Source organism: Ruegeria sp. BA2, assembly GCF_056539605.1.
Genome location: NZ_JBQFVE010000008.1, coordinates 40501 through 63036, shown reverse-complemented (window position 1 = coordinate 63036; position 22536 = coordinate 40501). Strand labels below are relative to the sequence as shown.

At 52.3% G+C, this 22536-nt stretch carries 20 protein-coding genes and 1 tRNA gene; 9 read left to right on the top strand and 12 right to left on the bottom strand.

Translation table 11 applies throughout. The annotated features are described in order from the left end of the window. Window positions 1-65: 65 nt before the first annotated feature. On the bottom strand, window positions 66-272 hold the full coding sequence (locus ACR0NN_RS16765; protein WP_170430361.1) for a cold-shock protein: 207 nt from the start codon (window positions 270-272) through the stop codon (window positions 66-68). 500 nt (window positions 273-772) lie between these two features. Then, window positions 773-1162 carry a MerR family transcriptional regulator gene (locus tag ACR0NN_RS16760; RefSeq protein ID WP_170499190.1) on the bottom strand — a complete coding sequence of 130 codons (390 nt, stop codon included), beginning with the start codon at window positions 1160-1162 and terminating at the stop codon, window positions 773-775. A gap of 98 nt (window positions 1163-1260) precedes the next feature. Between ACR0NN_RS16760 and ACR0NN_RS16755 the strand changes: the two genes are divergently transcribed. Next, window positions 1261-1584 carry a hypothetical protein gene (locus ACR0NN_RS16755; RefSeq protein ID WP_170499188.1) on the top strand — a complete coding sequence of 108 codons (324 nt, stop codon included), beginning with the start codon at window positions 1261-1263 and terminating at the stop codon, window positions 1582-1584. A 4-nt stretch (window positions 1585-1588) separates the two neighbouring features. Then, window positions 1589-1807 (top strand): GDCCVxC domain-containing (seleno)protein, encoded by a 219-nt coding sequence (locus ACR0NN_RS16750; protein ID WP_237217120.1) that lies wholly within the window; start codon window positions 1589-1591, stop codon window positions 1805-1807. Between the two features lie 331 nt (window positions 1808-2138). Here ACR0NN_RS16750 and ACR0NN_RS16745 read toward each other — a convergent pair whose 3' ends face one another. The 6 genes from ACR0NN_RS16745 to ACR0NN_RS16720 all read right to left on the bottom strand — a co-directional run bounded on the left by ACR0NN_RS16745 (window position 2139) and on the right by ACR0NN_RS16720 (window position 9273). After that, window positions 2139-2951, bottom strand: coding sequence for a nucleotidyltransferase domain-containing protein (locus ACR0NN_RS16745; protein WP_480685150.1), 813 nt, complete (start codon window positions 2949-2951; stop codon window positions 2139-2141). Window positions 2952-3163: 212 nt separating this feature from the next. After that, complete coding sequence (locus tag ACR0NN_RS16740; protein ID WP_170469396.1) at window positions 3164-4981, bottom strand: TniQ family protein; 1818 nt, start codon at window positions 4979-4981, stop codon at window positions 3164-3166. Continuing rightward, window positions 4978-5970 carry an ATP-binding protein gene (locus tag ACR0NN_RS16735; protein WP_170736880.1) on the bottom strand — a complete coding sequence of 331 codons (993 nt, stop codon included), beginning with the start codon at window positions 5968-5970 and terminating at the stop codon, window positions 4978-4980. The genes ACR0NN_RS16740 and ACR0NN_RS16735 overlap by 4 nt, the downstream gene beginning before the upstream one ends. Then, window positions 5963-8101 carry a transposase gene (locus tag ACR0NN_RS16730; protein ID WP_480685147.1) on the bottom strand — a complete coding sequence of 713 codons (2139 nt, stop codon included), beginning with the start codon at window positions 8099-8101 and terminating at the stop codon, window positions 5963-5965. Before ACR0NN_RS16730 ends, ACR0NN_RS16735 begins: the two co-directional genes overlap by 8 nt. Then, complete coding sequence (locus tag ACR0NN_RS16725; protein WP_480685145.1) at window positions 8098-8685, bottom strand: TnsA endonuclease N-terminal domain-containing protein; 588 nt, start codon at window positions 8683-8685, stop codon at window positions 8098-8100. The genes ACR0NN_RS16730 and ACR0NN_RS16725 overlap by 4 nt, the downstream gene beginning before the upstream one ends. A gap of 363 nt (window positions 8686-9048) precedes the next feature. Further along, a complete protein-coding gene (locus ACR0NN_RS16720) occupies window positions 9049-9273 on the bottom strand; it encodes a helix-turn-helix domain-containing protein (RefSeq protein ID WP_480685143.1) in 225 nt (74 codons plus the stop codon). Window positions 9274-9484: 211 nt separating this feature from the next. On the opposite strand from ACR0NN_RS16720, the gene ACR0NN_RS16715 reads away from it, so the two are divergent. The 4 genes from ACR0NN_RS16715 (at window position 9485) to ACR0NN_RS16700 (ending at window position 16962) form a co-directional block, all read left to right on the top strand. Then, window positions 9485-10000, top strand: coding sequence for a hypothetical protein (locus tag ACR0NN_RS16715; RefSeq protein ID WP_480685142.1), 516 nt, complete (start codon window positions 9485-9487; stop codon window positions 9998-10000). 787 nt (window positions 10001-10787) lie between these two features. Further along, window positions 10788-12923: an ATP-dependent nuclease gene (locus ACR0NN_RS16710; protein ID WP_480685140.1), complete on the top strand. Its 2136-nt coding sequence runs from the start codon at window positions 10788-10790 to the stop codon at window positions 12921-12923. Beyond that, window positions 12920-14710, top strand: a complete 1791-nt coding sequence (locus tag ACR0NN_RS16705) for a UvrD-helicase domain-containing protein (RefSeq protein WP_480685138.1) — start codon at window positions 12920-12922, stop codon at window positions 14708-14710. Before ACR0NN_RS16710 ends, ACR0NN_RS16705 begins: the two co-directional genes overlap by 4 nt. Window positions 14711-14853: 143 nt before the next feature. Next, window positions 14854-16962 carry a DUF4238 domain-containing protein gene (locus ACR0NN_RS16700; RefSeq protein WP_480685136.1) on the top strand — a complete coding sequence of 703 codons (2109 nt, stop codon included), beginning with the start codon at window positions 14854-14856 and terminating at the stop codon, window positions 16960-16962. Window positions 16963-17718: 756 nt separating this feature from the next. Here the strand turns inward: ACR0NN_RS16700 and ACR0NN_RS16695 are convergent. From ACR0NN_RS16695 to ACR0NN_RS16680, 4 genes are all read right to left on the bottom strand, one after another. After that, a tRNA-Arg gene (locus tag ACR0NN_RS16695) sits at window positions 17719-17795 on the bottom strand. Window positions 17796-17859: 64 nt separating this feature from the next. After that, a complete protein-coding gene (locus ACR0NN_RS16690) occupies window positions 17860-19242 on the bottom strand; it encodes a sensor histidine kinase (protein ID WP_480685134.1) in 1383 nt (460 codons plus the stop codon). Between the two features lie 18 nt (window positions 19243-19260). Beyond that, complete coding sequence (locus tag ACR0NN_RS16685) at window positions 19261-20679, bottom strand: FAD-dependent oxidoreductase (RefSeq protein ID WP_170727766.1); 1419 nt, start codon at window positions 20677-20679, stop codon at window positions 19261-19263. Between the two features lie 3 nt (window positions 20680-20682). Beyond that, on the bottom strand, window positions 20683-21414 hold the full coding sequence (locus ACR0NN_RS16680) for a TVP38/TMEM64 family protein (RefSeq protein WP_170727762.1): 732 nt from the start codon (window positions 21412-21414) through the stop codon (window positions 20683-20685). A 295-nt stretch (window positions 21415-21709) separates the two neighbouring features. Between ACR0NN_RS16680 and rpmH the strand changes: the two genes are divergently transcribed. From rpmH to yidD, 3 genes are read left to right on the top strand one after another with little or no spacing between them, the layout of a single operon-like run. Continuing rightward, entirely contained in the window at window positions 21710-21844 is a 135-nt protein-coding gene (gene rpmH / locus ACR0NN_RS16675) for a 50S ribosomal protein L34 (RefSeq protein ID WP_005980833.1), read from the top strand. Between the two features lie 26 nt (window positions 21845-21870). Next, the gene (gene rnpA / locus ACR0NN_RS16670) at window positions 21871-22293 is read left to right on the top strand and encodes a ribonuclease P protein component (protein ID WP_170727760.1); all 423 of its coding nucleotides are present in this window, start codon (window positions 21871-21873) and stop codon (window positions 22291-22293) included. Then, window positions 22290-22520 carry a membrane protein insertion efficiency factor YidD gene (gene yidD / locus ACR0NN_RS16665; RefSeq protein WP_170727757.1) on the top strand — a complete coding sequence of 77 codons (231 nt, stop codon included), beginning with the start codon at window positions 22290-22292 and terminating at the stop codon, window positions 22518-22520. Before rnpA ends, yidD begins: the two co-directional genes overlap by 4 nt. The last annotated feature ends 16 nt before the right edge of the window (window positions 22521-22536 follow it).

The following is a 22536-nucleotide window of genomic DNA, read 5'->3' as shown; positions in this document are numbered from 1 at the left end:
GGTCTCCGACGGCTTATAGTCGCCCATTGTTCAAACGGGCACCCCATAAGGGTGCCCGTAAAAGGTCAGGCCAGTGCCAGATTGGCGGCGCTGTCGCGTCCGTCACGGCCAGCTTCGACGTCAAAAGTGACCTTCTGGCCGTCTTTCAATTCGCTGATGCCGGAACGTTCAAGTGCTGAGATATGCACGAACACATCGCGCTTACCATCTTCAGGCTCGATAAAGCCAAAACCTTTGGTCGAGTTGAACCATTTTACTGTGCCATTTGCCATGGTGGAAGTCTCCTAATACTTGCCGCCCGCATCATTGCGGCGACTCGGCGTGGTCGGTCTGAATCGAAAGACTGAACGCCGAGTTTGGGAGACAGCAGGTCGAAAAAGAAAAACGTAAGCCTTGTGTATATGGACTTTGAGTACACACGATACAAGCCTTGATACAATGGAAAGCAACAGAAGATCTGAGTCTGCCTAGCCCAATTTGGGACAAAGATAGGCAGAACGCATTGCTCTGCGTTTCGGAAATCAGAGGTCGGCTTCTGATAAAACCTGCCGAATGCGTATGCAGCAAATTGATTGCTCAGGCACGGCAGGTAGGGCTCACTGTCCGAAATCGCCGCGTGCTTCAAGAACACCGCGGCCAGGCACAAATGTTCATTGATTGAAACATTACTAAATCAACGAGTTGACCTCTCTAACGAACGGTAGATTCTGCGCGGCCCGAATCTTGGGTCATGCTGCGTTGGCATAGGGCGACTGCGAGCCTCAAAGTGCCATTAGTAGGTCCGTATCTGCGTAAGCATCGGGCAAGAAACGTTACCGATGTTACAGTTGGCCGTAAGTTCATTCAGGGCGGCCTCCAATCGCTTAAGTTCGATTATCTTCATACGCACATTGGAGATATGAAGCTCGGCCAGTTCCTTAACGGATTGGCAATCCTCGCTATCACCTTCGGACAGGTTGAGAAGCACCTTTGCATCGGCAAGCGCAAAACCCAAGTCTCGGCACTTCCTTAGAAAACAAAGCCGTCCCACATCGTGCGCAGAGTACATGCGTCGATTATTCGATGCCCTTTCTGGTTTCGGCACGATCCCTTCGCGTTCGTAGTAGCGGATAGTTTCAATTCCGACACCGCTTTGCCGGGATGCCTCCCCAATCGCAAACATGTGAGATTTCCTGTCTTGATCCTGTAGTGGCTACAGAAGTTATACGAGAGGTTGTTGTCTCTACAACTCCGCGCGACGTAGTCCATCAGGGAAACAGAATGCAGAAGTACCTTAGCCTCAGCTATTTGGGATCGCTATCAGCGCTTGGCGTCGCGACTTGCTGCGTTTTGCCCATGATGATGATGTTACTGGGGCTGGGCGGCAGTTGGTTGGCAATCTTTGGGAAGGTTGCGGCAGCGAGTTACTATGTGCTGACGATTTCAACGGCGCTCGTCGCGATATCGTGGCTGGTATCTTATCGGCGCGGTTCCTTACCGACGTTAAAATGGCGGCTTGCAGGAACAACTCTAATCACCGGCGTGGCTTGGGTCGTTGTGTTTAACGAGGCACGGATTAACGATTACCTGATCATGCAGATGTGAGACTATGACAAAACAAACTGTAGTCCTAGAAAGCACCCTGATTTGCCCGAAGTGCGGCCACAGCGAAACCGAGCAAATGCCAACGGATGCTTGCCAGTGGTTCTATGAATGCAAGTCGTGCAAAACAGTTTTGAAGCCGTTGGAAGGCGACTGTTGTGTTTACTGTTCATATGCCACGGTCCCGTGTCCACCAATTCAGCTAGGCGATAGCTGTTGCGGATGAAGTGAAGGACGGCTTTGTTGAGCAAACTGTGAACTGCCGCCGCGAGCATCGCTGCTATTTGCATGAATGACAGTTCTTTCCGCTGCTTGGCCGCACAAGATATTCGGCAGTTGCAATGTTGTTACTGCTACAAGCGCATGCAGCAATAAAATCCAGGGTACAGAATGGGCTCCTTTGAGACATTCGCCGCGTCCCGCATAAGTGTCAGGTTTTGAGTTCTCGGAGGGAAGGCCTTAGATAAAAGCCCCTACACATCGCAGTTCGGGTGTTATATGCACCGGTCTCTCGTTGAACGCCCGATCTGCTGTCACATGCCTTCGATATTGGCATTTTAGGCCGTGGCATTTTCCTTAATAATGTACCGCAGCAAGCTATTACCCTCGGCAATGAGGTCGGGGCGATCTTCGTTCTTTTTCACATCGGATGCCCACGCCATTTGATCTTTGATGAAATCGTCAATGATCGCTATGCGTTGTCCACGGCCCATTTCCTTGGTTTTGCTTTTTGACACCAAAAGCCTGTCAATATGCCCGAGTAGGTTGGGAGACAGGTCCTGATCTTTAATGAGATCATGCAGGTTCATTGGCGGTGGCGTGTCGGGTATCTGCCTGATCCACGAGATCACCAAGGCGGGTCTCAGTATGTAGAAATACGTTTTGAAGCTCACCTCCTGGCTCTCACCAACATGCTTGTCCCACTGTTTCTGCGCCAAGTTTCGATAGTGGTGCAGACAGGATTCGCCGAAGGTCGTCTTGGCTGCGAAGGCAATCAGCCGTTCACATACCGCATCATTCCATCTGTACCTGATAGGACTGGATAACCATTCCAAAATCACAGGGTTAGGTTTGATCAACAAACCAAGCGCTTTACGAATATCCCAACCGTTTATGTCCAAATCACACTCAATAGGCAGTTCGATAACATCACGACCAGGCTCAATGCTCAGATACCAGTCTGGCCGATGTACATAGATGAAGCGTACATCGTAATCGCTATCGGGAGACGGGAAACCCCATGCACGGCTGCCGCTTTCAATGGCGAAAAGCACTCGGACATCATGATCCGCTTCCAAAGCGGTTAGCTTAGATTGGATGACCTGCTCGATCTCAGGCGAAACGCTAGAGGTGAAAGTTAGACGGTTCATTGGGTTTCTCGCAGTATCAAGACGGCCATCTGGAACGGTACATCATTGTTTTATCAACAAGACCTGGGGGAGCAACCGCGGAACTATGGCCATCGGAGGCGGCATTATCATGTCCCAAACCTTGCTATTATTGGTGAGCATGTGCGGCAGAGCATCTGGCCGACTCCGCCACGCGCACTGGTTCAAATATCCGTCGAGATCATCGAGTCAGATTAACTCGTTACTCTGGTCGCTAGTTCCCGAACCACGTCCCGTGTCTCGTTCGGGTAGGCACGAATAAACCCTGCCTCGCAGGGGATTGTCTCAACTTCTCTGCGATCCAGCGCCGGAGCCAAATGGATCGCGGCGATCTCAAACTGCTCTGCCATTTGGCCCAGCGTTACATAGTGTTTTTCAAACGCCTGAATACTCTCTTCAGTGATGTAGTAACGATAGTGCTGCGTGTCCGGGTTTCGCAGCTTTACCTGCTTCAGGTATCCACAATCCCGCAATAGCCGAATTGACCCGATGCTAATTCTCAAGCGCGCCGCCGCATCCAGAAGCGACAGGTCGCCGGAAAACACGCGCTCCGATTTCTCCAGGATCTCAGCGCAGTCGATAAGGATTCCAGCCAACCCCTCTACGTCCGGATCTCTCCAAACGCCGGTCAGTCGGCCTGCTGCCCAATCGGCGACAACGCGAGCCAGGGCCACCCCGCTCTGTCGGCTGTACTCCGAGAGGGGCAACCTATGACGTGCCCGAGAGGCAATGCGCAGGCCTTCAAGCCTAGTCAGCAAAGTCTGTACCGAGGACGATGGAACATAGCGAAGAGACGTTCCAAAACGATGGGCTTCCAGAACATTATGCCGGATCAGTGCCTTAACATGGACCGGATGGATATTCAGCTGGACCGCGGTGGATTTGGTATTCTGCAACCCAGACCAGAAGTCGAGCACGGCAGCCAGATCCTCATGGCTGACATCTTTCATGTATGACAGGTCGCTCGCATTTATACCGCGAAGATGGGCGAGAATACCTCGCACCCGAACCTCGCCGACCCCATGTAGCTCCCGCGCGCGTTCAAGCGTGATGAGTTTGGGCGCTGAGATTTCCGTACCCAGAACTTTTGCGCCGGTCTGCAGCGGATAGTTTTCACGCACAAAATCCTGCACGCAAGCCCTGAGCACTGCTGTCGCCGGGTCCTCTTCAGTGTCTTTAAGCCAGGTGTAGAATTCGCCCATATCTGTCGTGAAATAGGACCGCTTGGCGGAAGACCGGCGCCTGGCACGCTCCAACTCAGATTTCAGGGCTTCCGGCCCACTCTTCAGAACCTCGAAACCAGCTGACATGGAAGTACGCTCTTGTTCGAAGTCCAAATCCGAGCGGCCAACGCCGCGATCCATGGCAATCGCCATACCTAATGTCAGAGCAGCCTGATGAAGATGCGTTAGCTCCAGCGAGTCCAACCAGTCACCGGCGACCCCAAACTCAATACGACGGCTCAGGTAAGTTTCAAACGAGGATCGCCCAAGCGATGTCGCGTCTTGAGCGGCTTCAAAGATCAAATCTTGGTGACGCGTCACTTGTTCAACCACATCATAGGTGCGATGTACGTATGACGCGTTGGGAAGCTGGAGCAGCGGAACGCCGTGTTTTGCGCAAGTCCCAATCGGAAGCACCAACCACTCAACAAGTTGAAACGCGTTCTCAGGGCCCGACCTATCAATGACATCCACAATACACTTCGGACAGATTCGGGTGGTAGCCCGACGGAACGAACCTGTGGTGGCAAAGGAATTCCCGACGCGGTACCGACAGGGGCCAACCAATCTGGATGCCGCCAATTCCAACGCCTCAAGTGGCACCCCAGCCAGTTGCGACAGCCGCTCCAGCTGATCCGGATGGGCCGAACAGATATGGGGCCATCTCAGACCTAGGTCTGAGCAGAACTCCCTCGGAATACTGCGATTGCGGCGTGACAGGCGGGCGACATAAGAGGCAGGGGTTTCCATGTGATGATGAGTCAAAGTCAGAGCAAGTAGTGCTGTCATGACAATCCTCCACTCGGCGAAGGGTCATCGGAATCCAACCAGCCCATGATGGTCCGGACATCGATGCTCAGGTAGTCTTGGGCAAGGAACGGGTTGAATGCAGGGATACACCCCGACTTGCGCCGGAATGCCTCTGCAAAATGTGCAAGACGGAGTTGGGTATCACCGTCATAAAGTGCCTCTTCTATCCCGCTCAGACACATTTCGATGAACAATCCAAACTCATTGCCACCTGCATGGACCAGCCGCTTGAGAAACTCTCTCTGTTGAAGTTCGATGGAAGGTATCAGACCAGATTTCACAACGAACTCGCCAAATATCTCTGTGATTTCGGGTTCATGGGATATCCAGCTCACTGCACCCAGGTGCACAACATCTATGCGCCTTTTAAGCTGAACATCCGAATTGATCATCTCGATCAGATCAGGCGTGCCAGACAGAACGAGACCAACCGGCCAATCCTTATCGTTCATCAGAGACTTCAGGGTGTTCACCACGTCATTGCGGGTTTTGACGCCTTTGCTGGTATAGAGGTCCTGAGCCTCGTCCAGATGCACAAACAGGGTCCTTCGCATTCGGAGGAACTGACGAACCTGCGTCCAGATGATGCCTACCGACTTGTCCCGAGCGAGCGGATATCCCAGACCGGACAGGATCGTCGTACCAACATTCTTTAGCGTCGCTGGCGACGGCACCAGTAGCCGGATCACCTCCGCCACATCCTGACCCGCCATTGGCAGGATCAGGTCAGTGTGATTGTCAAACAAGCGGTCTGCGGCGGTGGATTTACCACTGCCAGACGCCCCGATCAGAGCAATACCGCGCGCCTCGCTGCGACTACCCAATCGGATAGCCGCTCGTCTTTGGCGCAGATGACGGTCAAAAACCAGTTTGAGATCGTGGAACACCTGATGTGAAACGAACATGTCTCGAAGACGCGCTATCTGGACGTCGATCTCATCAGATGGATTGTCAGGGAGATCAGTCATTTTCAATCCTCCATTTCGAAGGTCTGGGACGATCCCCTGTGGGGCTTTGCCCCTGATCAACTGTAACCTCGGTGGTATCTTCTCCTTCGTCCAATGACGGGATGACGTGGCCGAATAGATCTGGCTCCGGCGGAAGGTCAAAGCCTTCAGGATCATCCGTTTCGATGCTCAAACCAAGGAACAGATCTTCCCTGGCTCGTCTAAGCCCAGCCGGTGTCTGACGCTTCAGGACAGCCCCGAACCGGCGCTCTTCTTCTGAGTTCTTTTGGATGATGGCGTGCAATGCGTCAGAGACAGTCTTCTCCTGAAGCACGGCCTCGGCCTTGTATTTCAGCCGCAACTGACGCGCGGTCGCTTCCCACTGTTCATAAGACACGGCGTCAAAACACTTCTGCAGAGCGCGCGCCGCATACCACTTTTTCCCGATTTGAATCATGATCCATCCGAGATCGTTCAGGTCAACTTTGATATGAACGTGACGGCGGCGGTCGTGCACATAAAACTCACGCAATGCCTGGCAGGTGTAGTCGATGCCAAACAGCCTCACTCCTTTGCCAAAAACACGCCTGCGATACCCCACACCAAAGGCTTTGCGTCGGGTGGTTTCCGCGAGCTGAGGGACAATACCCATTTTCTCGGCGAGGCGGTTCCAGCAATTATTGGGGGTTTCGCCATTCAGCCCGCGGTGCGGCATGTTGTGATACACGTCCACAACGAACCTGATGAGGATTTCCATCAGCACGTCATCTGAAAGAGAAGCCATCTCTTCCGAAGGGTAATCCCCTCGCTCTTTAGGATCGGAAAATGTGCGACCGGCGAGGAGCGGCATCAGAGCCGTCCCAAAGGTTCGAAAGATACGCTCCACGCGCCCGCGCAAACGCGGTAGTCCGCCGCGAGGCGTCTCAACAACCCCATGTGCATCAAAGACCGCACTTCGAAACGCGTCGTCCACAAAAGCAACGCCAAGATCGGTCACCAGGGAACTCACCCCGCCGTAGTGATGCCAGGTCGATTTGCAGCCAGCCGCAATCGCATGGTCCGATTTGTCGCGTGTGATGTCAGACAAAAGAGCCATGGCGTCTTGGCAATTCGGCTTTTCCGCCAGTCTCATACCCACCACACATCGCGTGGCACAGTCGATCGCGAGGTAAAGCCAACGACGCCCACGATCCAGCTTGGCGAGCTCTTCGGGACTCAAATGATCCAGCGCGCCCCTTTCAGCAAGTATCGTGATTAGATCAACACACCATTCATCTATCTCAACACGCTCCATTGGATAGCTAGCTGTGACACCTTCCTCATAGAGCGCGAACTTGCGATTGGCGTAGTCCACGCCGTGCCTTTGGACGCATGTGAAATACGGATCAAGCTCGGAAAGTGCGCGCTCAACTTTGCGCCGCGAAGGAATTGTGAGTTCCGGCTTACCCTCCACCACTCGTTGCTTGTTCACAGTTTTGAACCGGTCCCGGCACTCGTCCGCGACGTTCTTCTTGGTTAGTCTTTTCCGGGTCAAATAGGCTTCGAGGCATTCGCCCAGCAATCTCGAAGCCTCGAGGCAGAACCGCGCAGTTCGGTTGCCGGATCTATGTGTGCCCGGGATCAAACCAAGCGGAGAGCCGCCTGCTTTCTCGTATCGTTTCACCCATTCTCTTAAGGTTCTTGGACTGGGAGGATCACGGAAAACGTTTTTCTTCCCGGCCCTCGGGTTCCGCCAATTGCTTTGGGCAGCACGTGCCTGTTTGTTCACATGGGCCTCGATGGAAGGAATGGCACTCTGAAGTGAGAAATCTGTCCGCTTCGCCTCATCGACACGCTCGAACTGGTAAAACCCGTCGACCCAGGAGAAGCGCCAGACTACTTCGGATCTCACGTCATCTGGCAAGCTTGCTATTGCTTCAACACCCGCACTCATTCGCACGTCCTGGCGTTCAGGTAGATAATACCCGGGATCAAAGGTCACATCAGGTCTTTGAAGGAGGTCGGCAAATTCGTCGAATGTGAGAGACAGGTTCCTGCCAGTCTCATCAAAATCTTCGAATTGGTAACCAAAGTCGGTTTTCCGGTCTAGTTTGTACTTCCGGCCGTCAACAGTCAGAAGGCCAAAGACACTCACTCTGAAAGGCAGGTTCATTTTGCACCTCCCTTCGAAAGCAGAGTGTCGAGATCAATCAGGTGCTTTCTGTCGGCCGTTAGAACGTTTTCAAAGACCGCGATCACGATGCTCCTGAACCCTGCGCCACCGAGACCCAACAACTGGCACAGCTCGTTGACCGTTACTGGAAAACGAACGTCACAGATGATGGATTTGAGATGAGCCTGATGCTCCGAATTTCGCGTCTTTGAGAACTCAACGAAACGTTGTGCGTTTAGGGCCTCTGCGCGGGTGAAATCGCGCTCCGTCACTAACACAATGTCATCGGCAAAGTCCTTGCGCATCGCCGCGCGAATCTGCTGAAGCTCGCGTAAGAAATTCTTCTCCAACACCACCTTCCACGGCTTCACTGCTATAGCCAATCGGCGACCGTTTTTTAGCTCCGCCAAGAAATCTATGAAGTGGGTCTTCCGATTGCCTGATTGATCGCGGTAGCTGATGAATTGCGGCTGCTCCCAAAGGTTGGCGACTTCAGGGTTAGCCAGCAGCAAAAACAGTACCCGCTGTTCCAGCTTACTTTCAAATTGAACGACCCTCGGGCGGTTTTGCTCAGGCAATTGCATAACAACTCCGCCTCGGGAGCTATGTGTCGATCTCCGGGGAATACCCCGTGTCGCACGGCTGGTTTCAGGCGACATCTCGCCCGTTAATGTGAACTCATCATCTTTCATGTCTTTGATTTGGAGCGCCGACCAGCTTGGGCTGATCGTGCCTCTCCACCTTCTTTTGGTGTTCCTTGGGCAAAGCCAAGCCACCTCATCGCCCAAAGCGACGACGAAACAGTTGACTTTGCGATCATGGCGGGGGAAGAAGGTGTATCGGTAAGCTATCGATACAGAATAAAGGGTCTCGCGGTGTAGTGGCTTGCGAGGCCTTTTTCTTTTCTTCCTATGAAATTGTTACTAGCTCATCTTTGGGCACCTCCGTTATCCATAACGTTCCGGCCACAGAGCCTCGGGAGTGGTCCCAAGCTTCTCTGCTATGGCTTTCTGAACATAGTCGGAGCGCCTGTATCCTTGTGACACAGTAGACACTGAGCTGATGGAACGACCGATGTCTCGGCTCAGCTTAGCCAGTGAACTGCCCTTAAGCCGAAGGTCACATTTGATCTGCTCATGTTTGGCGAGATCGACACTCAAATTCGCTGTCATGTCAAAGGCTCCGACTGATTCCGGTTACAGAAACCTAGCAAATGACTATGCAGGTGTCATTTTTATTATTTATTAGCAATAGGTTACATATTCATGCCTCAAAGTATCAATGCTATGTCGGAAGACAATCAGCTAAGCTGCTGAAACGCCGACGGCTTTGCGTCAAGTGACGCAAATTGAGGTATCTGACGTTGAAGGAACTGGGTAAGGCTTGAACACAGTAGTCGAAATAAAGTGCGGCAGAGTTCCGACTATTTTCTTGAGAGAAACGCCAAATGCGTGGCAACCGTACCTGCGCCGCAAGCTCCTCGCTTTGCTTAAACAAAGTAAAACCCATAAAGACTTTGCTGAGCGGCTTGGAGTTAGCCCATTGGTTGTGCGACGGCTCCTGGACTTGCTTGGCGTCGATTATGTTCAACGCCTATATAGGCAATATAAAAGGGGCAAAACCTGCTCAGATATTGCCAACGCAAACGGGATCAAACCTGCAACACTGTCCAAACTCTTTAGGGAACGAGGCTTTGAGGTACAGCGTGGGGTTCGCAGACCCAAAGTGCCAAAACACAAGTTGCGCCGCATCTGGACAGAGACCCCAGTAATCAACAGGGTGGCGCGAAAACTCAAAATCCACTGGGAAACGGCGCTACGTCTGCTCGAGGATGAAAAGCTGATCGTGGGTTACAAAGGTCGACCGAGAAAACTCTCAAAATCATCACGGCCACCGTAGGTTTTTCGTATGCGCCCCAGGGGCATTCTGGCAAACCTAGATAAGTCACGGCACGACCCCGTTGCGGACATTGGCCGACGTGTGATCATGCTGCCGTGCGCCCCGTCAAAGCAGACTTCCGAAGTCTACTTGAGGGCGTCAAAACAAGTTGCGAACGGTCATTCTGAGAGCATGCTGCGAAATTCATCAAATCAACTTGAAGCTCTGTCCGACAAACCCCGGGCGTTGGCTTTGCTCAGGCTGCTGTTACGCGCCCCAACCTATAGGTCAAACGAGTTCCTCCTGTCTGACTGGTTACGCGCGATTGGACTGGCTAGTAGCTCGTCGCAATTGAAGCGCATCTTCGCGAACTTGAGGTGGTCGGGCTTCTCGAAATCAGTGATATGGAGGGTAACCTACGGGAGCTGAACCACTAATCTACTGATTACAAATACCTAGGGCTAGACGCTAACCGCTTGATGGCTAAGCGTTAGTTGCTGTGGGCGCTGAGCTTTACAAGGATTTCACAAATCAGCTATGCCTGACGTCGCTGCTCTCAGAAAAATTTGAACCCGATTTTCCCGTGGAATTCTGACAAACACCCAACTGCATGGTCAGATCGTCCATCGACACACATCTAGATAGACGTTCAAACTGGGAAGTTACTGAGGGCGCGATCGAATATGACGCAGTTCAGAAGAGTGATATCTGCTTGCGGTCGACGAGAGTTGGGGAGACACTACTCTCCTGTACGTCGAATTCGACTGATACCTCATTGAATTTCCTAGGCAGAAACGACCGAAGCTTTATGCACATTTCAAGACTACAACTCGTTAACTACCGTAACTTCGCTAGCGTAAACGTCCCCTTCAAAAAGGGCACAAACACGATCATTGGCGAAAATGGTTCGGGAAAAACGAACCTATTTCGCGCGATGCGGCTACTTCTTGACGATGATATGCTTCGTATGGCCCACCGTCTGGACGAAAATGACTTCCACCGAGGGCTAGACGACTGGCGTGGCCACTGGATTGTCATCAGTTTAGAGTTTGATGAAGTGTCTCCGGATGAAGCCATCCAAGCTCTATTTCTGCATGGAGCTGGCAATGCGGCTGGTAACCAAGTCGATCGAGCCACTTACAACCTAATTTTTCGACCAAACACTGCCACTCGGCTAGCACTATCAGAACTTACTGAGGGGGATCACGAAGGTCTGACCGCAGTGCGTAATGGAATCACCGTTGACGACTATGAAGTAGTTTTCACCGGTAGGAGCACCGCTGATTTCTCTAACCCCGTGCAGTACCGAGCAATCGTGGGAGATTTCGAGACAGTTCAGTTTCCAAATGAATTGGAGCCGTCCAGCATCGGTGCCCGCATCCCCAAAGTTCTATCAGTAGCAAAGGAAATCTCGTTTGCTTTTGTTCAAGCTCTCCGAGACGTTGTGACCGACTTTCAGAACAATCGTACGAACCCCTTACTCAGTTTGCTCCGCGGCAAAAGCGGAGATGTGGATCCCGCTTCGCTTGAACCGATCACGAGTCTCGTTAACGGCTTGAATTCGGCGATTGAAAGCTTGCCAGACGTCGGAACGATGCGCCGTGATATCCGTCAGACAATTCGCGACGCCGCCGGAGAAACGTATGCGCCAGCTGGGCTTTGGATTCGTTCTGGCGTTCCACCGGAAGCTGAGAAACTATTTCAGTCGCTCCGCTTATTCGTTGGAGAATCCGATGATGGCTATGAGGGCGCAATCCACGAACTAAGCCTTGGTGGAGCCAACCTAATCTACCTCACTCTAAAATTGCTCCAATTTCGGTACCAAAAGGACAAGCAAGTATGCGCTAACTTTCTTGTTATTGAAGAGCCGGAAGCACACATTCATACTCATATCCAGAAGACTCTGTTCGACCGACTAAACTACCCTGATACTCAAGTCATTTATTCGACTCATTCCTCCCATATCTCGGAAGTGAGCAATATCGAAAACGTAAATGTTCTTGCTCGGACGGGCGGGCGCTGCGAAGCCTATCAGCCAGCTGCAAATTTGCCCCCTAAGCAAATCCGTGGCCTTCAACGCTATCTTGATGCAGTGCGGAGCAATCTACTTTTTGCCAAGAGCGTGATGCTCGTTGAAGGCGATGCAGAAGAAATACTTCTGCCATCTCTCATCCAAGAGGTTCTAGGCGTTAGCCTCGATGAGTTGGGGATAAGCCTTATCAATATTGGAAGCACAGGTTTTGAGAACGTCGCTATTGTTTTTGACGATGATCGTGTGCGTAAGCGATGTGCGATTATTACTGACCTAGACACGGCATTTATAGACACAACCCCTGACCCCCTTGATAACGAAAGCAAGCAAAAGGCAAAGGCCAAAGCACTGGGATCACAGCAGGCAGGTTTGTTACGCCAAAGTCGGTTGGACGCATTTGTTGAGGACAACCCGTGGGTCTCGGTGCACTACGCACCCCACACTTTCGAAGTCGATTTTGTTGCGGCGGGCAATCAAAACTACGTGGTAGCAACGCTGTCGGAGTTATATTCCAACCCCGCTACAATTACTTTGGCCAAAGAAGAACTGAAGTCAGGCGACATTGCCAAATTCGGTACGAGGGCACTCACTTTATCAAAGGGCGCTGGCAAAGGTTGGTTCGCCATTCAGTTGGCAAAAGAAATTGACCCCGATACTGAGTTGCCAGACTACATTGCTCAGGCCTTGTTTACTACCCACAGTCCAGCCGCGTCTGTGCTAGCGAATATTCTACTTTACCGTCTCAGGTGCCTTGAAAGCAAAGGGAACTGCGCCGCTGAGGATGCCGCAACAATAAGGGATAGCGTAAGTCTATACCGAAGCGAGATAATAGACTTTTCGGATTTACTCTCGGAGTTTGCCGAGAAATTCCCGACCGACCAAATTGGTCGAGTTTTGGCTCATGCCTTATGAGTTTTGTCTGGCAACGAGACGACCTAAACCAAGAACAGGTCGACGCAATTACAACGCAGGGAAATGTTTTCCTAACGGCCTGCCCCGGTAGCGGCAAAACCCGCGCACTTACCTACAAAGCCGCACTTGAGTTGACGCAACTTGCAAACAACAAGCAACGTGTCGTTGCTATTACATACACTCACAGGGCAGCAGATGAAATAAAGGAGAGGATCGAATCTATGGGTGTGGATACCTCCCAGCTGTGGATCGGTACCATTCATGGTTTCTGCCTAGAATGGATATTGCGGCCTTACGGTGTTTATCATGAAGCACTAAAGAATGGTTTCCGTGTCATTGACGCACACGAAGCTGAACAAAAGCTGGCTGAACACTGCAAGACATCCAGACCCCGGGTTCGTCCATTTGAGTGTGGATACAATTTCACGAGTAAGGGCTTCGAACTACGCGAGAATCGTGAACGCTTAAGAGTTTCAATAACAAGTGTCCTTGAACGATTTTGGTCCGACCTAGAGGCGAACCGCCAAATCGACTTCGAAATGATACTGAAATACGCCTATGACCTTGTTGTTTCTGTGCCGTCGATCGCGACTTTGCTCGGTCAGATTTTCCGCTACGTCCTAGTAGACGAGTACCAAGACACTAAGGAAATCCAATACAATATTGTCGCCCAAATAATGAGAGCTAGCGGCGGTGGAACCAATGCATTTGTTGTCGGTGACGCTAATCAGGCGATCTTCGGGTCCCTCGGTGGATATGCAATTTCGGTCGAACAGCTTTCTGAACTATGTCAATCTCACTTCACGGAAAAAAACCTGACTACCAATTATCGCTCGTCCAGCAAAATCGTAGATTACTTTTCGGGATTTCAAGTCGCCTCCACTAAAGTCGATGCTGCAGGAAAGCACCGTGAATTTCCAAGTTTCATTTCCTATAACCGATCAATCAACCACAAAGAAATCGAAGATGAGCTTGTTCGTTTGCTTCGCTACAACATTGATGTGGTCGGGATAGAACCGCATGAAATCTGTATCGTCGGGCCACAGTGGATACCACTCGCCTCAATCACCCGACGCCTAATGTCTGTTTTACCAGAGTACAGTTTTGATGGCCCCGGCATGGCACCGTTCGGAAGAAACGTAGATAATTTCTTTTATAAGCTTGCGCGGCTAGCGTTAACCGAACCTGCTCCCCAACTGTACATTCGACGTTTGCGTTGGGCTGGCGAGATTCTGAATGAACTCGAAACTGTTGGAGCGCATGTTAGAAACATGTCGCGCAAAAGGCTTCTTCGCCTCAGCAACGAAATCAAGATAAGCGAAGAAGATGGTGTTGCCTATCTCCACACATATTTTGATGAACTGTTTTACCAACTAGAGATCGATCTTCCGGATCATCCCGCCTTACTGGATCACCATAGTGCATTTTTTGCTGACGCTACTGCTCGAATAGAGCGACTTGAAGCGGACGGTGTCCAAGGAATATCCAACATTGCAATGTTTCGTCGTGTCTTTGCGAGTCGCTCTGGAATTACGATCTCAACCATTCACAATGTCAAAGGAGCAGAATTCGACGTCGTCATAGCGTTCGCCTTACTCCAAGGAATGGTGCCTCATTTTGCCGATCAAAGCACAGACAGCGCAAAAAAACTTGTTTACGTAATTTGCTCACGTGCCCGGAAAAATCTTCACCTCATCTCGGAAACGGGCCGTACGAACCGCCGCGCTCCATACGAACCTACAGAAATCATAGCTGACTTGGAATTTAACTATGACGAAGTTCAGTAGCGTACAAACTTTGCGGCTGGGCATAGTTTAACATCAAACCGGAGGAATTGTTGCCCCGGAAGGTCCCAACCGCCACTTAACACCAAAAGAAAAAGCTTAAACGCATACAGCATTACGAAAAGTGATAACCAAGGTAGGAAGCAATGGCAGGTCCTGGGCAACACTTCATTCCACAGCATTTTCAGAAGCCGTTCGTCATTTCAGATGGCTCTGACAAGCTTTGGATGTATCGGAGGGATCAGGAGAAACCCGTCCCCGTGGGACGGAAAGATGCGGCGAAACAACACCACTTCTATTCGAAACCGTCAGCGGACGGAATCCCTACGCTCGATGATCTTATAACTGACTACGAACACCATGTTTTTGCGCTTGTTGACGAGCTGCGGAATCTGTCCGTGGGGCAGCTTGCGGATGCTGATACTGTGGCGGAAGTTGCGGCCCATCTGTCTATCCGATCTGCACATACAAGAACCTTCATCGTGGAAGGCGCAAAAAGCATGGCAGAGTTCATCAAGAGGCTGGTTGATCAGCCAAAGGAACTCATCGATGTCGAGAGCTTACACGCTACTAAAGTTCCTCCAAGAATAGAAGCGCTCATACATGATGGGATCGTGAAAAACGGCATCGACACCTTTACTGGAGTTAGCGTTGAAACGATAGGTCGCGCGCTATATTTCGAACTCCGAGAGAATGGCACGCGTATGCTCGAAGATGCCAAAGCATCACTGTTGCCGTACATTGAGCAGTTCATGTTCAACCCGAAAGAGTTAGCACGTGCAGCACATGTAAATGCTCTCTCTGAGTCGTTAGCGCCTGAGGGCGTAATTAAGAAGCTCAATAAGTTGGAGTGGCGAGTAGTCGAACACAGCGACAGCCCAGCAATTTTACCTGATTGCGTTTGCATTTCGCTCGACGAAAAAGACGGATGGCAACCGCTGTTTCTAAGTGGAAAGAGGCCTGGGTTTGTTGTCTTCCCACTTACACCAGATAGGCTTTTGGTAGGCACCGAGAATGAAAATGTAGAATTTGAACCCACTGGCTACAACCAAGCTGCGTCCTCAGTCTGCTTAGACTTTTTTCTGTCTTCTGAGCGGCATGACGAACTTGCTTTTCGCCAAGCAACGCTAGGGGACCAACTTCGCGGGAAGATTTCTGACCTAATCGACGAAGGCCTAGCAAAGGCAGCACAAGAACTTCTTCCGCAGGTCCACAAAGGTATTCCAGAAATATCCGGGGCGGCGAACAATGTTGCTCCCAAAAACGACGAGACACTATCGTTCAGTTTGTCATTGCAAGGTTTTGGAGACGAAGAATTCGCCAATGCGTTAGTTGAGAAAATCCAGCAGGAAATAATTAAGCTACTTCCCAGCGAAGCTTTTCATCGAATTGAAGGCTTTACGTTCGCTTGTAACTACGAAGATGCTTTGAATGGTATTGATCGCGGATTTGAAGCTCCCCCTTTAGAAACGACGCCAAGCGAATTTGGCCTTGGCGTAGCAATGCCAATAAATGTTCATCGCGACGGCGTAATAAAGACCCAATTTGTGTTTCGGGACTTTCTCGCCATTCAATTGATGGAGGAAGACCCAAAAGAACGCGCTCCAGCATTGGAAATGCTTAACGATCAACTTGCTAGTACATACTTACAGCACTTGACGCTTCGAAAGTTTCCAGAACAGATGTTCTCTCGCCTAAACAACGCGATTGAGCAAATTCTGTATCAATCTGCAAATGCCGTATTTGACAGCTATTTTAGCGCTAGAGTTTGTGCAACGGAGTATTCTGACTTTGACCACGCTGAAACTCTGTTGAACGATCAAATCAATATGGCCTACGAGCAGATTGTAGCCAGAAGGCGAGCCTACAGGGAAACCGGTGAACTAGACCGTTTCATAAACTACTCGCTCCGAGCCTTGAGATTGGTTTTGAGATCATCCGCTCGTTTGATTGGAATGTACCATTCCCTTGAGCAGCCACGAGAATTGCCAGACTTTTTGCGAACGACACTTGAAGATATGGAGATGATGTCTTGGCACAGACTCTTTGAGAAAGACCTTGAAGCATTTTTTCTCAACATTCAGGAATGGAACGACTTTGAGGAAATTCTATTCACTAACAGACACTTAGAGAGATGGCTGCTTCGCTTTGGAGTTCTACTGGAAAATCAGGAACCTAACGGCATCTATGTTCACGTTCCGCAGGCTTCTGATGCGGACTACCTGTTGGCTTTATCGAAGAACTCGTCAAACTAGATCAAACCCCTCTTCGCCGCGTCGAACTCAAGGCACATCGACCTGGGCGACGGCAACGAGCACGACGAGAGCGTGGGTTAGAACGGTGCTTCCAACTCATTCGACAATTGAACACGCGGATTGTCATCGGGCGTCAGGCCGACCTCTTCCAGCAGTTCACGCGGTACCAGACGCTGTCATCCACGTAAAAAGCCATCGCTACAAGCACAACCTTGCGCTTCTTTTCCCGGGCTTTCTCGGGATAGATTGAAACGAAGGTATTGCCAAAAAGCGACTCGTGTCCGCTTTCACTCATTTGTGTAATTTATTGTCGCGGCTGCAGCTAATGACCGGTTTCCGCCCGATTCATTAGAATAACATCGCGTTCTGGCGCAAAAAGTACCGGCCCGACCTGCACCGCCGCACTTGTTTTGGGGCCGCGGGATTTGGACAAGCCAATCGCCCCTGGCCATGAGGGGTAAGACGCTGCCTTCCCCCTCGGGCAACCCTATTAGACAACACCGTGTCCTCGGTTGGGCCTGCGGGCCGCACCACTATTGTCGAATAGCATTGCCTCGCCCCCATCCGCGTTCGCCACGTGGCAGATCAGCAGGAAAAGGCGCCTTCGGCGTCTGATCTGCAAATCAGTCCTGAATTTCCCAACAGGGAAGTCAGTAGCATTGAAATCGCTCTAGGTGCTTGATGAAGGAAGTGAGGCGAAAATGGCAAGGTTCTGTCGCAGGTGGCAGAACTATGTGTCGCCTGACAAATGGAAAATGGCGGACCGAGGAGGATTCGAACCCCCGACCCCTTGATTCGTAGTCAAGTACTCTATCCAGCTGAGCTATCGGTCCGCGTTGGTGAGGCGGTATTTAGACCTGAGGCAGAGGGGGCGCAAGCCGATTCTTCAAAAAAACTTCAAAAATTCATTTCACCACGCGGGAGCCTTATTTCAAAGGTGGTTCCCTCAGGGCCGGTCTCTTTCAAGAACAGGTCTCCTCCGTGACCGCGTACCAGCTCTTGCGAAATTGCAAGCCCGAGACCAGAACCTCCTTTGCGTACCCCGCCTTGAAACGGGGTAAACAGATTCTCTTGGGCTTTGGGTGGTAGGCCCGGGCCTGTGTCGCTTATTTCAATACACCAATCTGAATCTTGCTCGGATGCCGTGACACTCACGCGACCTGGCTTGCCTGAGGCCAAAAGCGCCTGTCTGGCGTTGCGCACGAGGTTCATGATGACCCTGAAGATCTGTTCGGGATCAGCACGGACGATCAGTTCCTCAGGAACGTCGTTCACGATTTCGACGCAAGCATTGGCGATAGCGAGGCGTTCGCTGGACACGACGTCAGCGGCGATGTCTCGCAGCCGTACCATCGTGAGCGTCGGAGCGGGCTCCTCCGCCCGCCCGAAGGCCAAGGTGCTTTCACATAAGGAAACGGCCCGAGTGATCGAATTCACCAGTTTTGGTGCCATGCGTGCAACCAGTGGATCATCGCTCGATTCAATGCGATCAGTGAACAATTGCGCCGACGTCAGAATGTTGCGCAAATCGTGGCTAACCTTGGCGACTGCCCCGCCCAATTGCGCCAGACGTTCGCGTTGTTTCAGGGCTTGCGTCAAATCGGTTTGCAACATCTGCAAGGCTTCTTCAGCTTCGCGTAATTCCGTGACCCGCGAGTTGGGGGAAATAATACCGCGCGCATCTTCGGGCGCACTGGCATAGCGCTGCATATATCCGACGACGCCTTTGATCGGGCGCACCAATACAATGCGCACAGCAAGAAAGAGCAAAGACGCAGTGATGATTGAAATGAAGAAAGATAAGCCCAAAATACGCAGCCCGTAATCCGTCATCGCCATGCGCAACGGGTCGCTGTCCATGGTGACTTCGATCAATAGGCCTGCATCCTTCACCGGGGCACCAATGACGCGGATGACCTCGTTCTCAGGCGTAAAGAAGCGCTGGGTGGCGTCGCGGATCAGAACCCAAGCGCTGGCATTGCGCAGGTCATAGGTCTTGGTAATCTGGTCAGGGATCGGAGAGGACAGCATCAACTGGCGTACCTCGTCACGGCGTAGCACGACGTTATAAACACCAGCATTCGCCAGCAGCTCAGCCTCAAGCTCGTCGGCCAGCATGTCATCTGCCAGCAATGCGAGTGAGGCGATCTGCGCGCGCTCTAACCGATTCAGCAAAAAATCTTCGCGAAACCGCGCGATCGAAGGCACAAAGATCAATATCTCGGCCAACATAACGAAGACCGTCGTCAGGATCAGAAATCGGCCCGACAGCGAATTCACTTTGCGCTCCTTCTTGCGTCAGGGGATCCAGCGCTGGACGAACCTGACCACTCGTTTAACCGCTTGATTCTCAAACAGCCTTGGCGAGAAATAAGCGCCCGCCACGCGTTTGTTAAGCTCTCCGATCGTCGGATAGGGCGAAACCATCGCGGCGATCTGACCCATTTTAAGGTTATTGGCCAAGGCCAGTGACCACAAGTTGATCAATTCTCCGGCCTGATGCCCTACGATTGTCACGCCAACCGGTCGGCCTTTTACGACCATCACCTTAATGAATCCCTTCGTCTTCCGTTCGGAAATAGCGCGGTCATTGTGGTGGTAGTCGAACCGGGCGATCTCCATCGCGTCACCATGCTGATGACGCGCCTGCGCCTCGGTCAGTCCGACCTGCGCCAGTTCGGGATCGGTGTAAGTGGCCCAGGGAATATGCGCCGTTTTCGCTTTGGAAGGCAGTCCAAACAGAGCGGAACGGATAATGACTCCGGCGTGATACCCAGCCACGTGGGTGAATTGCAGCCCGCCTGCCACATCCCCTATTGCGTAAACCTTGCGGTTAGATGTCCGAAGCGACTGATCGACATTGATGCCAGTAGGCGTACGCTCGATCCCTGCTGCCCCAAGGTTCAAACGATCGACATTGGCCTTTCGCCCTACCGCCAACAAAAGATGTGATCCCGCGTAGATTTCCCCATTCTCGGTGACCACCTCAACGGCACCCGCATTGTCACGGATCTGAGCAACCATCGCGCTTTCATGGATCGCAACGCCTTCAGCCTTCAAGCTTTCCAATACGACTGAGGCAGCTTCGGGGTCGTCCTTGCCCAGCGCCTTCATCCCTTCGATCACGGTCACTTCGCAGCCCAAACGGATATGTGCCTGTGCCATCTCCATGCCAATCGGGCCTCCGCCGATAATCAGCAGATGCGCAGGCTTGTCGCGCAGATCGAATATGGTCTCGTTGGTGTAATACGGCACCTGATCCAGACCCGGCAATGGCGGTACCAGTGGGGACGAGCCGGTCGCAATCACCACACGCCGTGCGGTGATCAGTTGCTCACCTGCCTGCACCTGCGTAGGCGAGACAAAGCTACCGTATTCTCGGATGACCTTAACGCCGAAACCTTCGAATCGCTCCTGACTGTCCATAGGTTCAATTTGCGCGATCACTCCATGAACGTGATCCTTGGCAGCGGCGTAGTCGATCTGAGGCGCGACATCCGTGACGCCAAAGGCAGAACTGTGGGCCTGTCCATAGGCTGCCTTGCCACTGGCGATCAGAGCCTTCGAGGGAACGCAACCGAAGTTCAGACAGTCGCCGCCCATCTTATGGCCTTCAAGCAAGACGACATCCGCCCCCATCTGGCTCGCTCCGGCAGCGACAGACAACCCACCCGACCCGGCGCCGATCACCAGGATATCGGTTTTCAGTTCTTGCATGTATCAGGTGTCCTTTCGGCCACGAATGGAATTTATGACAATCGGCAATGCAGCCAGAACACACAAACCAATGATGGGGCCGATGACAAATGGCTCCCATAGCAATGACACATCCGGCGTTTCGCCCCGGTCAAATACGCCACCTAGCCCGACGCCGATCCACGTGTAGACAATACCACCCGGAATGATTCCCAGCGCCGTGGTGATCAGGAAGTTTCGGAACTTTACGCCAACCAACGCAGGCACCAGATTTGCCACGAAGAATGGCACAACAGGGACAAGGCGCAAAAGGAACAGCACCGAGATTTCATTCTCGCGCAGCCCGTTCTTTAGCTTTTTGACGGTCCCTTCCGACGATTCCAGCCGCGCCGTCAGCGATTCTCCTAATCCCCAGCGTGCCGCCAGAAAGATGGCCGAGGCCCCTATTGTGGCTGCAAACACGTTAAAAACTGTACCGGCGACGAGGCCGAACAAAAACCCTCCTGTCATCGAAGCCACAGCGGCACCCGGCAACGAAAAGGCAACGATCACGATGTATATGCCAATGAACGCAGCCGCCATCGCCCAGTAGTTTCCATCCCGCCACGCCAAAAGCGCCTCGCGGTTGTTGCGCAGGGTCTCAAATGTCAGGTAGTCGCCCAAGGTAAAGAAACCCAATGCGGCGACGGCGAGGATCACCAGCAGAGGTATGTGGCGCGCAAGGCCGCTGCGCGAGGTCTGAGTCGTATCACTCATCAAACTGTCCGGTTTGGTGCGTTTCATTCTGCCTACAACATGCGACGCCAAAGGCCCGCACAACAGGTACCTCACGGGGCGTTGATGTCTGCAACCGGGAATGTGAGAAATTGGGGGCCAAAACCTTTAATTTGAAACCTTTTGCTGGTGGCGGTTACAGAATTGTTGCAAAAGGCGTCGAAACCCCCACCTAGGGGTTTGACTTAGCACCCGTGACCCAGTAGAGGACGGGCTTCGAACACTCGGGCCAGGCGAATCCGCGCCGCACCCACCGCTATAGATTGGAGACGGAGCGATGAAACGCACCTATCAGCCTTCGAACCTGGTTCGCAAACGCCGCCACGGTTTCCGCGCGCGCATGGCCACTAAAGCCGGCCGCAAAATCCTGAACGCGCGCCGCGCACGTGGCCGCAAGTCGCTGAGCGCGTAAACCGCCTCACTGATCAGGTAATGAACATGACGCCGCCGGAGGCCCCTGAGGATGGTAACAACCAGCCGAGGGTCAAGCCCCCGGCGGCGTCCGTTTGCGCGCGTGAAACATTGATTGTTCTACAGAATCGCTCGGACTTTCTGAAAGCTGCGCGGGCAAAGCGACAGGGCACTGCCTCGATGATGGTGCAGGCTCGGAAGCGCGCGCCCGACGAAGCGACAGGTATTCGCGTAGGCTTCACCTGCTCAAAAAAAGTTGGCAATGCCGTGGCCCGCAATCGCGCCAAGCGCCGCCTGCGTGAGGCTGCGCATGCCGTTTTGCCCAGTCAGGGTCAAGTCGGTTGGGATTACGTTCTGATTGGTCGCGCCGAAGTGACGGCTGCGCGGCCCTTCGATGTCTTGAAAGACGATCTGCGCTACGCCCTGCGCAAGTTGCATGGTAGCAAATGACCTTGCTCGCAAAATTTATCGCTCTGCCGATCAGAGCCTATCGGCTGATATTCAGCCCTTGGGTCGGGTTCAATTGCCGCTATCAACCCACCTGTTCGGCTTACGCGCTGGAGGCACTGGAAAAGCATGGCCCGATCAAAGGCACATGGCTGGCCGCCAGACGCATCGGACGCTGCCATCCATGGGGTGGCGACGGATATGATCCCGTACCGGACGATAAACCCTGACCCTTGCCCGGTTCAC

Bases quoted from the DNA above. Each gene is read 5' to 3' on its own strand.
- ACR0NN_RS16765 (WP_170430361.1), bottom strand. From the start codon at position 272: ATGGCAAATGGCACAGTAAAATGGTTCAACTCGACCAAAGGTTTTGGC.
- ACR0NN_RS16750 (WP_237217120.1), top strand. From the start codon at position 1,589: ATGACAAAACAAACTGTAGTCCTAGAAAGCACCCTGATTTGCCCGAAG.
- ACR0NN_RS16685 (WP_170727766.1), bottom strand. From the start codon at position 20,679: ATGCAAGAACTGAAAACCGATATCCTGGTGATCGGCGCCGGGTCGGGT.
- ACR0NN_RS16705 (WP_480685138.1), top strand. From the start codon at position 12,920: ATGAGTTTTGTCTGGCAACGAGACGACCTAAACCAAGAACAGGTCGAC.
- ACR0NN_RS16760 (WP_170499190.1), bottom strand. From the start codon at position 1,162: ATGTTTGCGATTGGGGAGGCATCCCGGCAAAGCGGTGTCGGAATTGAA.
- ACR0NN_RS16740 (WP_170469396.1), bottom strand. From the start codon at position 4,981: ATGACAGCACTACTTGCTCTGACTTTGACTCATCATCACATGGAAACC.
- rpmH (WP_005980833.1), top strand. From the start codon at position 21,710: ATGAAACGCACCTATCAGCCTTCGAACCTGGTTCGCAAACGCCGCCAC.
- ACR0NN_RS16710 (WP_480685140.1), top strand. From the start codon at position 10,788: ATGCACATTTCAAGACTACAACTCGTTAACTACCGTAACTTCGCTAGC.
- ACR0NN_RS16730 (WP_480685147.1), bottom strand. From the start codon at position 8,101: ATGAACCTGCCTTTCAGAGTGAGTGTCTTTGGCCTTCTGACTGTTGAC.
- ACR0NN_RS16680 (WP_170727762.1), bottom strand. From the start codon at position 21,414: ATGAGTGATACGACTCAGACCTCGCGCAGCGGCCTTGCGCGCCACATA.
- ACR0NN_RS16745 (WP_480685150.1), bottom strand. From the start codon at position 2,951: ATGAACCGTCTAACTTTCACCTCTAGCGTTTCGCCTGAGATCGAGCAG.
- ACR0NN_RS16720 (WP_480685143.1), bottom strand. From the start codon at position 9,273: ATGACAGCGAATTTGAGTGTCGATCTCGCCAAACATGAGCAGATCAAA.
- ACR0NN_RS16755 (WP_170499188.1), top strand. From the start codon at position 1,261: ATGCAGAAGTACCTTAGCCTCAGCTATTTGGGATCGCTATCAGCGCTT.
- yidD (WP_170727757.1), top strand. From the start codon at position 22,290: ATGACCTTGCTCGCAAAATTTATCGCTCTGCCGATCAGAGCCTATCGG.
- ACR0NN_RS16725 (WP_480685145.1), bottom strand. From the start codon at position 8,685: ATGCAATTGCCTGAGCAAAACCGCCCGAGGGTCGTTCAATTTGAAAGT.
- ACR0NN_RS16735 (WP_170736880.1), bottom strand. From the start codon at position 5,970: ATGACTGATCTCCCTGACAATCCATCTGATGAGATCGACGTCCAGATA.
- ACR0NN_RS16700 (WP_480685136.1), top strand. From the start codon at position 14,854: ATGGCAGGTCCTGGGCAACACTTCATTCCACAGCATTTTCAGAAGCCG.
- rnpA (WP_170727760.1), top strand. From the start codon at position 21,871: ATGACGCCGCCGGAGGCCCCTGAGGATGGTAACAACCAGCCGAGGGTC.